Genomic DNA, 14,133 nt, shown 5'->3' with positions numbered 1-14,133 from the left:
GCGCTGTCCCCAGGGTACGCCCCGCCGCCCGGAAAAGGGTGCGCCGAGTGGCTTAGCTGGGGTGCGGGAACGTCGGTCATTTTTTTAGGTCGCAGTGATGTGCAGAGTGGTGGACCACGTGAGGGACAGCTCTGGAGCGCTAGAAATGGGGTGGGCGAGGCACCGGAGGCTTGGAACCCGGACGGCTGCTCATATGGCCCTCCCCATGGAGTGCATACCCGTCCGAGCCACGCGGTGGCCCCCTCACCCTTCCGTCGCTCCGCTCCTCCCTCCCTCTCCCACCAGGGGAGAGGGGCACATGGAAAACGGTTGGGGGAGAGGAAAGTGTTTTTCATCCCGTAGAACTTCCAAGAAAGCGCGGCGCAGATGACGCGCTCCTGGCTGACCAGAGCAGGTCGGGTGCTGTCTTGCTGGCCTCCTCCGCGCCCCGAGGCACCCCCTTACAGTGAAGAGGTGACCCCTCCACTGCCGCGCACCTCTCCCGAAGCGCAGGGCCTGTCGTCGCGCGCCGTGCTGGCGTGGCTGGACGCGCTGGCCGAAGGCGGCCTGGAACTTCACAGCTTCATGCTGCTGCGCGCGGGCGCGGTGGTGGCCGAAGGGCACTGGGCCCCCTACACCCCGGCGCGCGTCCATCATCTGTATTCGCTCAGCAAGAGCGTGACGGCGATGGCGGTGGGCTATTTGGTGGCGGATGGGCGGGTGCGGGTAGAGGACCGGCTGGTGGACCATTTCCCGGACGCGCTGCCGGAGGCCGTGTCGCCCCACCTGGCCGCCATGCGCACCCAGGACCTGCTGACCATGCGCACCGGCCACGCCGAGGACATCACCGGCGCCCTGATGGCGGCCCAGGATGGCGACTGGGTGCGGGCCTTTCTGGCGCAGCCCGTGGCGCACCCGCCCGGCACCGGGTTCGTCTACAACAGCGCGGCCACCTTCATGCTCTCGGCGCTGGTGCAGCGTCTGTCGGGGCAGCCCCTGCTGGATTTCCTGCGCCCCCGGCTGCTGGGGCCGCTGGGCATTGAAGAGGCGCGCTGGGCCGCGAACGGCCAGGGCATCCACCTGGGCGGCTGGGGTCTGCACCTGACCACCGAAGGAGTAGCGCGCTTTGGGCAGTTCTGCTTGCAGCGGGGCGAGTGGGCGGGGCAGGCCCTGCTGCCTGCCGCGTGGGTGGACGCGGCGGTGCAGGCCCACGTACCGCCCGGCGACGACCCCGGCAGTGACTGGGCCCAGGGCTACGGCTACCAGTTCTGGCGCTGCCGCCACGGCGCCTACCGGGCCGACGGCGCCTTCGGTCAGTTCTGCATCGTGATGCCGCGCGAGCAGGCGGTGCTGGCAATCACCGCCAACGTCGCTGACATGGGGCGGGTGCTGAATCACGTCTGGACCCATCTGCGCGAAGGCATGGGCGCCGGGGCATGCCCAGAGGACCCCACCGCGCTGGCCGCCCTGCACGCCCGCTGCGAGGGGCTGCACCTGCCGTTGCCCACGCCGGGCGTTCCCGCACCCAAGGCACCCCAGGAAGCCACCTACGGGTTCGAGCCCAACGACCTGGGCCTGGCCTCTTGCCGCGTGGCGCTGGGCCCGGGGGGCGGCACCCTCACCTTCACCGATGAGCGGGGCGAGCACCCGGTGCCCGTGGGCTGGCCCGACTGGCACGAGGGCCGCACCACCGCGTGGCCGGTCAGCGAGGAACCTGTGTTGGGCCGGGCTGTGCCCACGCGCGACGGCGAACTGCTCGTCACGCTGCTGTGGATAGAAGCTGGCTTTCACTGGACCGTGACGGTGAACGAGGCGGCCAGTACCCTGACCCTGATGCTGCCCGCCACGATGGGCTTTGCTCAGCCGCTTCAAGCGGTGCGGGCCGAGGTATTGGCCTGATACGGCACTCAGGTGCGCCGCAGGCGAGGGGTGAGCGGCCACGTGGAGCGGCGTTGCGGAGCGAACACGAGGCAAGCCGGGGCAACGGCGATGGAACGCAGCCCTCCGCTCTTCCCAAGAGGCTTCGGCATCCGTGTCGTCCCGGATGAAGGGTTGAAAGGCGCCTGAAGGCCCTGTGCGCCGCCGCGCCCTGCCCGCCTATTCCCGCTTTCTCACCAGCAGGGCCAGCAGAAAGATCGCGGTATTCACCAGCACGATGGTCGCGCCGGGGGCCGTGTTCAGGAAATAGCTGAGGTACAGCCCCGTCACGCCGCCAGCTGTGCCCAGCAGCGCCGAGAGGGCCATCATCTTTTTCAGGCTGCGCGACAGCAGCCGCGCCGCCGCGCTGGACGTGATCAGCAGGCTCACGCTGAGGGTGGTGCCCACCAGTTGCACAGTCAGCACCACCACCAGCCCAATCAGAATCAGCAGCAGGCTGTCCAGGCGCCGCACCGGCAGGCCCACAGCGCGCGCCTCGGTGGGGTCGAAGGCGGCCAGCAGCAGTTCCTTTTGCAGTGCCAGCAGCACGCCGCCCACCACCGCCGTCACGGCCAGGGCGCCCCACAGGTCCGCCGGGGTCACGCCCAGTGGGTTGCCAATCAGAAAGTTGCTCAGGTCGGTGGTGAAGGTGGGGACGCGCGAAAGCAGCACGATGCCCAGCGCGAACATCCCCACGAACACGATGCCAATGGCGCTGTCCTGTTTCAGGCCGCTGCGCCGCCCCACCGCGCCGATGCCCAGGGCGGTCAGCACGGCGGCCACCAGTGCGCCCAGCAGGAGGTTGCCCTTCATCAGAAACGCCGCCACGATGCCCGGCAGCACCGCGTGGCTCATGGCGTCCCCGATGTAACTCAGCCCGCGCAGCACCACCCAGGCGCCCACCAGCGCACACAGCGCACTGACCAGCGTGACAGCCAGCAGGGCGCGCACGAAAAAGCCAAATTGCAGGGGGTCAGTGAGCCAGTCCATAGGGGGATGTGGGGCGTGGGGTGTGGGGTGTGGGAACAGAGGAAGGGCGAGCGTGGCACGTGGTGCGTAAAGCATGGGAAAGGCCAAACACAGGGGGGAGCGCGGGTGCCCCTCCATCAACCATCAACCTTCTTCCATCACCGCCCCTACGCATGCGTAGGCCCCAGGTGGCTGGTGCTGAAGGTGGCCTCAATGTTGGCGGGGGTATAGACCTGCTCGGGGGTGCCGTCGGCCACCACGCGGCGGTTGATCAGCACCAGATGGTCGCACCAGCGCCGGGCCTGTTCGAGGTCGTGGGTGACCATGACCACGGCGCGGCCCTTGTCGGCCTGGGCGCGCAGCAGGGCCATCAGCTGTTCCTGGGTGGCGGCGTCCACGCCGGTCAGGGGTTCGTCCAGCAGCAGCAGGTGGCCCTGGCGCGCCAGCATGCGGGCCAGCAGCACCCGCTGGCGCTGCCCGCCCGAGAGCGCGCCAATGTGACGGCTCCGCAGCTCGTACACGCCGGTTTCCTTCAGGGCCCCTTCCACCAGCTGGCGGTCACGGCGCCCCGGCCAGCGCAGCCAGCCCAGGCGGCCGGTGCGGCCCATCATGGCCACGTCCCACACAGTCACCGGAAAGGCCCAGTCCAGGGTCTGCTGCTGCGGCACATAGGAAATGCAGCCGCGCGCCGTGTGCCCGGGGTCAAAGCGCACCGCCCCCTGGGGGTCAGGCAGAATGCCCACCAGGGTTTTGAGCAGGGTGCTTTTGCCCGCGCCGTTGGGCCCAATCACCGCGCTGAACGACCCCGCCTCAAAGCGCACGCTGGCCCGCTCCAGGGCGGTGTGTGCGCCGTAGGTGACGGTCAGGTTCTCCACGCCCAGCATCAGACCAGCATACTCCCCCGGCGCTTGATGTTGCGAGTGCAGAATCAAGAACGAAACGTCGCCCGGCTGCAAAGGAAGCCGGGCGATGGGGGGGGGCGTGGCGCCTAGCGGGCTTGTCTCAGCGCCCGCACCATGATGTCCACATTGGCGCGCAGGGCCTTCAGGAAGGTGTCGCCCGCGCTGCCCTTGGGGCCCAGGGCGTCGGTGTACAGGGGCGGGGCCACCACGGCGCCGGCCTCGCGGGCCAGGGTCTGGGCGAGGCGGGCGTTGACGGTGTTCTCGGTGAAAATAACGCGGGCGCCAGCCTTTTTCATGGTCTGGGCCAGGGTTGCCAGTTCGCGGGCGCTGGGTTCTCGCTCGGTGCCCATGCCGGGAATCACGGCGCCCACCACCTTCAGGCCGTAGCGTTCGGCGAAATAGTGCAGGCTGTCGTGGTTGGTGACCAGCACCCGGCGCGCGGCGGGGACGGTGGCGAACTGTTTTTTCGCGTAGGCGTCGGCGGCGGCCAGCGCCTTGCGGTAAGCGGCGGCGTTCTTCGCATACACGGTCTTGCCCGCCGGGTCCAGCGCGCTGAGAAAGGCCTGGGCGTTGTTCACGTAGCCGGCCGCCAGCCCCGCATCCCACCACGCATGGGGGTCCAGCGCGCCGTGGTCGCCGTGGCCGTGATCGTCATCGTGCCCGGCTCCCGGCTCAGCCTCATGTTCCGCCGGGTGCAGCTTCAGGCCCTGGGTCAGCAGCTTCACCGGGACCTTTGGGGCGCTGGCCTGCAGTTTGGGCAGCCAGGGTTCCAGACCGGCCCCGTTGGCAAACAGCGCGCGGCTCTGGGTCAGGGCGCGAATCACGCCGGTCGAGGGCTGAAAGGTGTGGGTGTCACCGCCCGGGGGCACGATGGTGGTCACCTTCACGCGGCTGCCCCCCACGACCTGCACAAAGTCCGCCATGATGCTGGTGGTGGCACTGACCTGCAGGGGCGCAGCCTGCGCCGCGCCCGCCAGCAGGGCGACCAGGGCAACGGCCCGCCTCATACGAGTTCGATGCCCCGCACCGGGCCCCGGCCCAGGGTGCGCAGCGCCGAGGCACTCAGCCACACGGTCTTGACCACGCCGCCCTCGCGGATGGTTCGCTTGTGCAGATTGGCCCGCTGCACGCGCTTGGTGATGCCCGTGATCTTGCGGCCCACGCCGCCCTTGGCGCGGGCCTTGCCGCGCCGGATCACACTGTTGACCACCATGTTCTTCTTGCCTGTCAGGTAACATTCACGGCTCATATTGAGTTCTCCTTATCATATCTGCCGGGTGGGGAAAGGGGCTGCGCCACACCTTCGGGTGGTCTGGGCTCAGAGCGGTCACCGCATGACCTGAAGGGTTCGCCTTCAGGCCAAGTGGGGGGAATGGACTTGCAAAGCTGCGGAGCAGAGCGAGTCACCGCGACAGAGGGCGGGTGGCGTGGCGTTGGGGGGGTGCGTTCCTCCCCTGCACGGAACGGAAGACCGCTGTCAGTTCTGCAGGGCGCTGGTCATCAGGTGATCTAGCGCGGCGCCGTCCAGCGCGCGGCCAATGAACACCAGTTCGCTGTGGGCCTGGGTGGGGTCCAGCCACTCGCCGGCCTGTTCCAGCGCCAGTTGCCGCCCAGTGTGGTTCCATAGGGTCGCAGTGCCGTCGCCCAGGTTCACCCAGCCCTTGGAGCGAATCACGTTGCGCGGCAATCCGGCGGTCAGCGCCCGCGTCAGCTTGTCGGGGTCAAAGGGCCGCTCGGCGCGGAACAGGTGCGTCTCCAGGCCATAGGTTTCCGATTCCGGCGTGTGCACCTTGCCCAGTTCGGCCATCCAGGCGTCCAGCTGACTGGCCTGATCGAAGTCGAACAGGCCGGTGTTCAGCAGGGTCCCGGCGGGCAGCACGCCACGCACAGCGTCCAGCACCCGGGCGCGCGGGTTGGTAATCCGCACGAGGTCGCGCAGCAGGCGCACATCCTCGGGGGCGGCGAGATCCAGTTTGTTCAACACCACGATATCTGCGAATTCCAGCTGTTCGGCCAGCAGTTCGCCGAAGCCACGCTCAAAGTCATCGCCGGGAATGGCGTCCTGCCGGTTCCACAGCGCAAAAAACTGCGCGCTGTCCACCACCGTTACCATCGCGTCCACATGCACGCGGCCCAGCAGGTTGGGCAGGGCGGGCTGGCCGTCTTCGGGCTCCAGTTCCAGTTCTTCGGGGGTCAGGCAGAACGTCTGGGCAATGGGCAGCGGCTCGCCGATCCCAGTGGACTCGATCAGGATGGCGTCCAGTTCGCGGGTGCGCAGCAAGTCGTCCACCGCGTGCAGCAGATCGCCGCGCAGGGTGCAGCAGATACAGCCGTTGGACAGTTCCGTGATCTGCTCATCCGTCTTGACCACCAGCGAGGCGTCAATATTCACAGCCCCGAACTCGTTGACAATCACGGCGATGCGCTGCCCATTCGTCTGGGTCAGCAGGTGGTTGAGCAGCGTGGTCTTGCCGGCCCCCAGAAAGCCGCACAGCACGGTGATGGGAATGGAGGTGGGGGAGGGGGCAGGCCGGACAGGACTGGTCATGACTGATAACGATAAACTATTATCAAATTTATGGCAAGGTTTCATACGGTTTGTTGTTGCCCCCTGACCGCCCAGTTCTGGTTCCTGGGCGTGGACGCCCGCCAGGGGGATCTGGCGCTGCGGGGCTTTTCCAAGACGCGCGCTGCGCAGGGCAGCAGCAGCTACACCCTGGGCGACCTGTCGCTGCACAGCGCCGGCCTGACCCTGCAGACACCGCGCGGCCCGCTGCACTTCAACCGCCGGACCCAGACCTTCACGCTGGCCGGGCAGCATGTGCCACTGGCCCTGGGGCGCACGCAGGTGCGCGCGGCGCTGCAAGCGCACGAACGCTGGATTGAAGGGCGCTATGGGCCTGGATACCGCCCGGCCCTGGCTCAGGAATTGCGGCCCCCGCGCCCAGTGCGGGCGGCCCTGCCGGCGTGGCACAGGGGGTCACTGGCAGAGCCAGCCCCACTGGCGTTTGTGGGGACGGGCGACGGGGCCTTCTCCCGACCCACCCAGGCTCAGCCCCACCTCCTGGCGGTCAATCAGCTGGGCCCAGCCAGAGTGCCCGTTCACTGACCTCGACCACGGGGAGAGGGGGAGAGAGAGCTGCCAGGACACCCGGCCTATGCCCATGCGCACGCCCAGCAGCCCCAGCGTGAGGGCGGCTGCGCACCAGAGCAGCGCGCCCAGGCCCCGCCAGCGCCGCCGCGCCAGAGCATGGCGAGCCAGAAAAGCCCCCAAACTCAGGGTGGCAAGCGCCACTCCCCAGTTCAGCAGCAGCGGCAGGACAGAGAAGGCGTACTCCCCGCTTGAACTTCCACCGAAAGGCGTGGAGGGCAGAGGAAAGCCGTACAGGCTCAGTGGGGCGAGACCGCCCGGAGAGGGGGCGGCCGTGTCCGCCACCATCACCGTTGTGCGCATCGTGACCCAGGACGGAAGCGCGAGGCTCAGGGGCAGCACCAACCGCCACCAGACCAGCCTCATGCCGGGTTTCACGGCTTTCGTCTGGTCCGTGGACCAATCGGGGAAGAGCCGACTTGTCCATCCCACACCCGGAACCCGTTTTGCTCCTGCTCACTTCGCTCGGCTTGAATCGTTGACAAAAGCGATTCAACCGGGGTTGATCTCACCGCACGTCCTTCAGGGCGTCCCGGGCCGCCTGGGCATCGCGGGCAATCTGGGCCTTCAGTTCGTCCAGGCCGCTGAACTTCTGCTCGCCGCGCAGCCATGTAAAGAACTTGATCTGCAGTTCCTGCCCGTACAGGTCGCCTTCAAAATCGAACAGGTGCACCTCGAAGCGGCGGGTGCGGCCGTTCACCGTGGGCCGGAAGCCCACATTCGCCACGCCGTGCCAGCGCCCGTGGTCGCCCAGGGCCACCACCGCAAACACGCCCAGCGGCAGCGCCTTGCCGTCTGGCACCTGAATATTCGCGGTGGGCCAGCCCAGGGTGCGGCCCAGGCGGTCGCCCTGCACCACCACGCCCTGCGCGTCGTAGTGGCGGCCCAGCAGGCGCCGGGCGCCGTCCACATCGCCTGCCTTCAGGTACTCGCGCACGCGGGTGCTCTTGATGTCCTCGCCGCCCAGGCCGTGAATAGGCACCACCACCACCTCGGGGGCCACCGTTTTCAGGTCCTCCACGCCGCCGGCCCGGCCCTTGCCGAAATGAAAATCCTCGCCCACCACAATCGCCTGCGGGCGCAGGGTGCGCAGGTCGTCCAGAAAGGCGTCCTTGGGGCGCGCGGCAAACTCGGAGGTAAAGGCAGCGGCAATGGTTTCATCCACGCCGTAGCGGGCCAGCAGGTCCAGTTTCTCCGGCAGGGTCGAGAGGAATTCCACGCCCTGGGTCAGCACGCGGGTGGGGGGATCGAAGGTGTAGACCACGCTGGGCACGCGGTGTTCACGCGCCTTGGCTTTCAGCTGGGCAATCAGGGCCTGGTGGCCCAGGTGCATGCCGTCAAACGAGCCGATGGCCACAGCCGTGGCGGTGTTCGGGCGCTGGGCGGGCGAGACGTAGGTTTTCATGAACGCGCCGCCAGACGCTGCATGCCAAACAGCGCCGCCGTGACGGTGGAGGCGCTGCCCACCAGCGAGCCGTCTTTCAGGCCCTGCAGCACCTGGGCGGGGGGCAGCCACAGCACCTCAATGCCCTCCTCGTCCTCATCGTGCGGCAGGCGGCTTTCGCACAGGTTCGTGGCCTCGAAGACGAGCAGTTCTTCATCGCAGAAGCCGGGGCTGGAATAAAAGCGGGTGAGCAGCGTCATGTCGCCGTCCAGACCCGCTTCTTCCTGCAGCTCGCGGCGGGCGGCGGTTTCGGGCGATTCGCCCTCGTCAATCAGGCCCGCCGGGGCTTCCACCGTGTGCTGACCGATGGCGCGCCGCTGCTGGCGCACCAGTAGCATCTCGCCCCGGTCATTCAGGGCCAGCACCGCCACCGCGCTGGCGTGGCGCACGATTTCCCACTTGCCCCCCTGCACTTCCAGCCGCACGATGTGGCCGTCGTAGATCACCTGCGTCTGTTCACTCATCTTGCGGCAACTGTAATGCACGGGCCCCCGCCCTCAGCGTGCGCCGTACACTGCGGGGGATGATCACCCGGGCCCAGCTCGAAGCGCGCGAGGCCGCGACCCTGGCCCCCTACGCCGCCCTGAGCCGCGACGCCACGCGCGAGCACCCCGAGCCGGAAAGCGACACCCGCACCGCCTTTCAGAAAGACCGCGACCGGGTGCTGCACACCACGGCCTTCCGGCGCCTGGAGGCCAAGACGCAGGTGTTTCTCTCGGCGGCGGGCGACCACTACCGCACCCGCCTGACCCACACCCTGGAAGTGGGACAGGTGGCGCGCAGCGTGGCGCTGACGCTGGGCCTGAACGAGACACTGGCCGAAACCGTGGCCCTGGCGCACGACCTGGGCCACCCACCCTTCGGCCACGCGGGCGAGCGGGTGCTGAACGCCCTGATGCAGGAACGCGGCGGCTTTAACCACAACACCCAGGCGAGGCGCATCGTGACCGAGCTGGAGCGCCCCAAGTCCGAATACGCGGGCCTGAACCTGACCCTGAACACCCTGGACGGCCTGAACAAGCATGACCGCGCCGGCCTGTCCCGGCCCAGCCTGGAAGCGCAACTGGTGGACGCCGCCGACGCCCTGGCCTATACCGCCCACGACCTGGACGACGGCCTGCGCAGCGGCCTGATCACCCCGGCCCAGCTGTGCGCCCTGCCGCTGTGGTGTGAGCTGCTCGAAGGCGCCGGGCTGCGCGGCGACACCCTGACCGAACGCGAGCGCCGCACCCTGCACCGCCGCCTGCTGGGCACCCTGATCCGCGACCTGACCCACGCCAGCCACGCGGCCATTCAGGCCAGTGGCGTGCGCACCCCCGAAGCTGCCCGCACCTTTGCCGGCCCTCTGATCACCTACAGCCCAGGCATGCGGGAGCGCCTGCGGGACACCAGCGCCTTTCTGCGCGAGAACCTGTACCGCCACTGGCGCGTGGAGATGCAGGTAGAGCAGGCCACCCGCGTGCTCACCACCCTGTTTGACGCGCTGACCAACCGCCCCAGCATGTTGCCCCCCACCTTCCGCGCCCGCGCCCAGGCAGGCGACCTGCCCCGCGCCGTGTGCGATTACCTGGCGGGCATGACCGACCGCTACGCGCTGGACGCCCACAGTTCTATTACCCCGCCCGCCACGCCCACGCTGTGGCCGCGCTGAGTGACGGATCGGGGCGGGCGTTGACAGCCTTTGCCGGCCCTGCTACATTTATGCCCGCCTGCCCGAGAGGGCGCGGCCACGAAGGGCGCGAGTGTAGCTCAGCTGGTTAGAGCGCACGCCTGATAAGCGTGAGGTCCCCAGTTCAAGTCTGGGCATTCGCACCAAAGAGAAGCCCCCGCCACGCGCGGGGGTTTTTGCTTGTAGGTCGAATCAATGCGCTTGTAGGGGCATTCCCACTGGTAACAGGCCATGTGGCAGCTCCCTGGCCCACATATCCTCTCCAAAAGCAAGGCTGTCCTCTGGATGCTGCGGGCCGTACAACAGCAGATGTTCAGGCCAAGCCTGACAGGAGGGACCTATGAAGCGACTGCGCACCCTGCTCTTCGTCACCGCCGCCGCCACCTTCACGACCGCTGGTGCACTGGGTCTGGCCACCCCGGACTGGTGGGGCTCGTGCGACTTCAGCGGCGGCCGGCCGATCTGCCACGCCAACTGACCCCTGGCCTGCGTGGGGTGCCCCTGCTTCAGCGAACAGCCTGCCGCTGAAGGGAGATTGAGGCCCAACGGTCAGAAAATGCCCCCGCCATGCGCGGGGGTTTTTGCTGCTGGTGGCGGCTTACGCGGTCTGCGGTTGCCCCAGCACCGCGCGGATCACGTCGCTGATGGTCAGCACGCCCAGCAGCTCGCCCTCCTGGGTGATGATCGGCAGGCCGCGCACATGCAGGTCCAGCATGCGCCGCACGGCGTCGTGCAGGGGCACGCCTTCCATCAGGTAGCCGGTGGGCGGGCGCATCAGGTCGAGCACCGTCACGCCGCCCAGCACGAATTGAGCGGCCAGCACAGTGGGGCCGTGCGAGGCCCCAGCGCGGTCAATGGCCGCCGCGATGTCCTTTTCGTGCAGCACGCCCACCAGTTGTTCGCCGTCCACCACCGGCAGCACCCGCAGGCGCGTCACCTTCAGTTTGGCGGCGGCCTCGGCGGCGGGGGCATCGGGGGCGGTGGTGACCACAGTGCGGGTCATGTGCTGATCCGCCAGCCCCCAGTGCAGGCGCGGCGCCCGCACCTCGGCGCGCAGGATGTCGGTCAGGGTCAGCATGCCCAGCGGCTCGCCGTCTTCATTCACCACCGGCAGGCCGCCCACCCGGCGGTCCAGCATGGTCTGCAGGGCGGCGCGCAGGGGGGTCTCGGGGGTCACGGTATGCACGGGCGCCCGCATGATCTCGCGCAGGCACGCGCGGCCCACCCGCGCCGTAAAGGCCCAGGGGCTCAGGCCCTCGGTGAGCGTGGGCAGGGCACGCCGTACCTCGCCGTCCGTCACGATGCCCACCACGCGCCCGTCTTGCACCACCGGCAGCCGCTTGATCTCCAGGGCCTCCATCGTCACCACCGCAGAGGGCAGGGGGTCGTGGGGCGAAACGGTCACGGCGCGGGGGTGCATGGCGTCCTGAACCCGGGTGGGCATGGTCATGGTGAAACCTCCTGCCCTCAGGGTGGCCCGCGCGGATTACGAAGGCATTACGGCAGGCGCAGGGGCGCGGTGGGTGCCAAGACCCGGCCGCGCCCCCTGTCTGCGCCCTCAGATCAGGCTGAGCTGTTCGCTGCCGTCCAGGTGCGCCAGATGTTCGGGCAGGGTGCCCGGCTTGTCCATCACGATCTGCTCGGCCTTGTACGAGCTGCGCACCAGCGGCCCCGACACGACCTCCAGAAAGCCCAGTTGCATGGCTTCCTCGCGGATCTCGTTGAATTCGGCCGGGGAGACGTAGCGTTCCACGGGCAGGTGGTGCATGGTGGGCCGCAGGTACTGCCCGAAGGTCAGCACGTCCACACCCGCCGCGCGGCAGTCGCGCATGGTTTCGCGCAGTTCCTCGCGGGTTTCGCCCAGGCCCAGCATGATGCTGGTCTTGGTGATCACGTCGGGGCGGGCCGCCTTGGCGTGGGCCAGGACCTTCAGGGTCTGGTCGTAGCTGGCGCGGATATCGCGCACCGGGTGGGTCAGGCGGCGCACGGTTTCCAGGTTCTGGGCGTAGGTGTCCACACCGCTGTCCAGCACCAGATCCACGCAGTGGGGGTTGCCGCCAAAGTCCGGGGTCAGGGCCTCCACGCGGGTCTCAGGGTTCAGGCGCTTGATCGCCTGCACGGTCTTGGCAAAGTGGTAGGCGCCGCCGTCGGGCAGGTCGTCACGGTCCACGCTGGTCAGCACCACGTACTTCAGGCCCATGAGTTTGACGCTCTCGGCCACGCCCTGCGGCTCATCCAGGTCCAGCTTGCCCATAGGGTTGCCGGTGTCCACGGCGCAGAAGCGGCAGGCCCGCGTGCAGATGTGGCCCATCAGCATGAAGGTGGCTGTGCCGCGCGACCAGCACTCGCCAATATTGGGGCACATCGCTTCCTCGCACACGGTGTGCAGGCGGTGCTCCTTGACGATCTTGCGCACCTCGGTGAACACCTGCCCGGTGGGGATGGTCACCTTCAGCCATTCGGGCTTCTTGTCGCGCACCGGCACGCTGTCTTTGCGGTAGATGCCGTTCTTGATGAACTTGGGTTCTTTGGCGGTGGGGTCGGTCTGGGTCATGGTGGGGTCTCAGCTCCCGGCTGCGGCAAAGGTGGGCAGCGTCCAGTCGTAGGGGGCGAAAGTGGTGGTGAAGGCGTCTGTCAGGGCCGCCTTGGCGTCGGTCATGGTGGGGGCCATGTGCAGGCCGCGCAACTCGTACTCGCGCGCCACGCTGGTCATCTGGGTGCCGTGCAGGCCGCAGGGCACGATCAGGTCAAAGTGCTGCAGCTGCGTGGTCACGTTCAGGGCCAGGCCGTGCAGGGCCACATGCCGCTGCACCGCCACCCCGAACGAGGCGATTTTCTGCTCGTAGGTCAGGCCGTTGACCTTGCGCGGGGTCACGTACACGCCCGCGTAGCCGGGGTTGGGGCGGGCGTCCTCCAGCCCCAGCGTGTGCAGGGCGCCAATGGTGGCCTGTTCCAGCAGGCGCAGAAAGTCGGCCACTTTACGGCCCACGGGAAAAATGGCGTAGGCCACCAGTTGCCCGGGGCCGTGGTAGGTCACGTCGCCGCCGCGCTCCACGTCCAGCACCTCAATGCCCTGCGCGCGCAGGTACTCGCGTGTGACCACGATGTTGGTGCCTTCCCTGGCCTTGCGGCCCAGCGTCAGCACGGGCGGGTGTTCAACGAGCAGCAGCGTGGGCGGGGCCTCGCCCGCCACCACCTGCGCGTGCAGGGTTTTCTGAAGGTCCCAGGCGTCCCGGTACCCGGTGGTGCCCAGGTCCAGCACGGCAAAGGCGGGGTCGCTCATGGGGTTCATGGTACGCCGCGCAAGGCCCTTTTCACCGTGTCACAGGCGGCGGTCTGCCCCCCATTGACCAGGGAGGCTGGTGAATCCCGCGCCCTGCGCTGGTCGCGCCCGTCCGGGCAGCGGGGACGGCGGGGCAGGCCCTGCGCCAGATGGCCGAGGGCGGCCTGGGGCTGGGGCCCCTACCCTGGGCCATGCCGGACCTTGTGCCTCCCGCCCTTCGGTATCAAGCCAGCTTTCTCGACGCCGTGCGCGAAGCCCAGGTGCAGGGCAGCGGCCTGGGGGACACCCTCAACTGGAACCTGTCCGAGCTAGAAGCCAACTTCCCGGCCTTTCTCGCCGCGCTGCGTGCGTATGAACCCGGCAACGCCTTGCCAGCGGGCTACGTACACTCCGAGGCGCTGTGGCTGGTGCAGGGCGACACCTACCTGGGCCGCGTGAGCCTTCGCCACACGCTGAACGAACGCCTGCGTGAATTCGGCGGCCACATCGGCTACGAGATCCGGCCCAGTGCCCGCCGCCAGGGTCACGCCACCCTGGCCCTGCAGCTGGCCCTGGTGCGGGCCCGCGAACTGGGCATAGCGCGCGCCCTGGTCAGCTGCGACGTGGAAAACCTAGGCTCGCGCGCCGTGATTGAAGCCAACGGCGGCGAATTAGAAGGCGAATTCACCGTGCTAGACCACGACAAACCCATCCGCCGCTACTGGGTGCCCACCCCGGCGGCGGGCCCCAGGGTGTCTGACGTGGGGTGAATCGTTGGCACGGCGGTTCAACCTGAACAGGAGAAAGGCGCCGCTCCCCGCGTGACGCCAGCCTCCGGAC

15 protein-coding genes and 1 tRNA gene are annotated in these 14,133 nt (G+C 68.5%); 6 read left to right on the top strand and 10 right to left on the bottom strand.

Features of this window, described 5'->3' with window-relative positions:
• The first annotated feature begins 453 nt into the window (after positions 1–453).
• Positions 454–1,878, top strand: a complete 1,425-nt coding sequence (locus KMW22_RS05100) for a serine hydrolase domain-containing protein (protein WP_221088962.1) — start codon at positions 454–456, stop codon at positions 1,876–1,878.
• A 198-nt stretch (positions 1,879–2,076) separates the two neighbouring features.
• Here KMW22_RS05100 and KMW22_RS05095 read toward each other — a convergent pair whose 3' ends face one another.
• From KMW22_RS05095 to KMW22_RS05075, 5 genes are all read right to left on the bottom strand, one after another.
• Positions 2,077–2,886: a metal ABC transporter permease gene (locus KMW22_RS05095; protein WP_221088961.1), complete on the bottom strand. Its 810-nt coding sequence runs from the start codon at positions 2,884–2,886 to the stop codon at positions 2,077–2,079.
• Between the two features lie 146 nt (positions 2,887–3,032).
• Positions 3,033–3,749, bottom strand: a complete 717-nt coding sequence (locus KMW22_RS05090) for a metal ABC transporter ATP-binding protein (protein ID WP_221088960.1) — start codon at positions 3,747–3,749, stop codon at positions 3,033–3,035.
• Positions 3,750–3,853: 104 nt separating this feature from the next.
• On the bottom strand, positions 3,854–4,774 hold the full coding sequence (locus tag KMW22_RS05085) for a metal ABC transporter solute-binding protein, Zn/Mn family (protein ID WP_221088959.1): 921 nt from the start codon (positions 4,772–4,774) through the stop codon (positions 3,854–3,856).
• Complete coding sequence (gene rpmB, locus KMW22_RS05080; protein ID WP_221088958.1) at positions 4,771–5,016, bottom strand: 50S ribosomal protein L28; 246 nt, start codon at positions 5,014–5,016, stop codon at positions 4,771–4,773. Before rpmB ends, KMW22_RS05085 begins: the two co-directional genes overlap by 4 nt.
• A 228-nt stretch (positions 5,017–5,244) precedes the next feature.
• On the bottom strand, positions 5,245–6,315 hold the full coding sequence (locus KMW22_RS05075) for a CobW family GTP-binding protein (protein ID WP_221088957.1): 1,071 nt from the start codon (positions 6,313–6,315) through the stop codon (positions 5,245–5,247).
• A gap of 30 nt (positions 6,316–6,345) precedes the next feature.
• Between KMW22_RS05075 and KMW22_RS05070 the strand changes: the two genes are divergently transcribed.
• A complete protein-coding gene (locus KMW22_RS05070) occupies positions 6,346–6,876 on the top strand; it encodes a hypothetical protein (protein ID WP_221088956.1) in 531 nt (176 codons plus the stop codon).
• A gap of 550 nt (positions 6,877–7,426) precedes the next feature.
• Here the strand turns inward: KMW22_RS05070 and ribF are convergent.
• On the bottom strand, positions 7,427–8,323 hold the full coding sequence (gene ribF, locus KMW22_RS05065) for a riboflavin biosynthesis protein RibF (RefSeq protein WP_221088955.1): 897 nt from the start codon (positions 8,321–8,323) through the stop codon (positions 7,427–7,429).
• The gene (locus tag KMW22_RS05060) at positions 8,320–8,826 is read right to left on the bottom strand and encodes an NUDIX domain-containing protein (protein WP_221088954.1); all 507 of its coding nucleotides are present in this window, start codon (positions 8,824–8,826) and stop codon (positions 8,320–8,322) included. The genes ribF and KMW22_RS05060 overlap by 4 nt, the downstream gene beginning before the upstream one ends.
• Before the next feature lie 59 nt (positions 8,827–8,885).
• On the opposite strand from KMW22_RS05060, the gene dgt reads away from it, so the two are divergent.
• The 3 genes from dgt (at position 8,886) to KMW22_RS05045 (ending at position 10,509) form a co-directional block, all read left to right on the top strand.
• Positions 8,886–10,013 (top strand): dGTP triphosphohydrolase, encoded by a 1,128-nt coding sequence (gene dgt / locus KMW22_RS05055; protein ID WP_221088953.1) that lies wholly within the window; start codon positions 8,886–8,888, stop codon positions 10,011–10,013.
• 87 nt (positions 10,014–10,100) lie between these two features.
• Positions 10,101–10,177 (top strand) — tRNA-Ile (locus KMW22_RS05050).
• 194 nt (positions 10,178–10,371) lie between these two features.
• The gene (locus KMW22_RS05045) at positions 10,372–10,509 is read left to right on the top strand and encodes a hypothetical protein (protein WP_221088952.1); all 138 of its coding nucleotides are present in this window, start codon (positions 10,372–10,374) and stop codon (positions 10,507–10,509) included.
• A gap of 120 nt (positions 10,510–10,629) precedes the next feature.
• Here KMW22_RS05045 and KMW22_RS05040 read toward each other — a convergent pair whose 3' ends face one another.
• The 3 genes from KMW22_RS05040 to lipB all read right to left on the bottom strand — a co-directional run bounded on the left by KMW22_RS05040 (position 10,630) and on the right by lipB (position 13,314).
• A complete protein-coding gene (locus KMW22_RS05040) occupies positions 10,630–11,481 on the bottom strand; it encodes a CBS domain-containing protein (RefSeq protein WP_221088951.1) in 852 nt (283 codons plus the stop codon).
• Between the two features lie 108 nt (positions 11,482–11,589).
• Positions 11,590–12,585 (bottom strand): lipoyl synthase, encoded by a 996-nt coding sequence (lipA, locus tag KMW22_RS05035; RefSeq protein WP_221088950.1) that lies wholly within the window; start codon positions 12,583–12,585, stop codon positions 11,590–11,592.
• A 9-nt stretch (positions 12,586–12,594) separates the two neighbouring features.
• Positions 12,595–13,314 carry a lipoyl(octanoyl) transferase LipB gene (gene lipB, locus KMW22_RS05030; RefSeq protein ID WP_221088949.1) on the bottom strand — a complete coding sequence of 240 codons (720 nt, stop codon included), beginning with the start codon at positions 13,312–13,314 and terminating at the stop codon, positions 12,595–12,597.
• Between the two features lie 191 nt (positions 13,315–13,505).
• Here lipB and KMW22_RS05025 point away from each other — a divergent pair, with 191 nt between their 5' ends.
• The gene (locus tag KMW22_RS05025; protein ID WP_221088948.1) at positions 13,506–14,063 is read left to right on the top strand and encodes a GNAT family N-acetyltransferase; all 558 of its coding nucleotides are present in this window, start codon (positions 13,506–13,508) and stop codon (positions 14,061–14,063) included.
• The last annotated feature ends 70 nt before the right edge of the window (positions 14,064–14,133 follow it).

The sequence above is a fragment of the Deinococcus aquaedulcis genome, from assembly GCF_019693445.1.
Classification (GTDB): Bacteria; Deinococcota; Deinococci; order Deinococcales; family Deinococcaceae; genus Deinococcus; species Deinococcus aquaedulcis.
The sequence above is the reverse complement of the archived record's forward strand: the minus strand, read 5'-3'. Positions and strand labels throughout refer to the sequence as shown.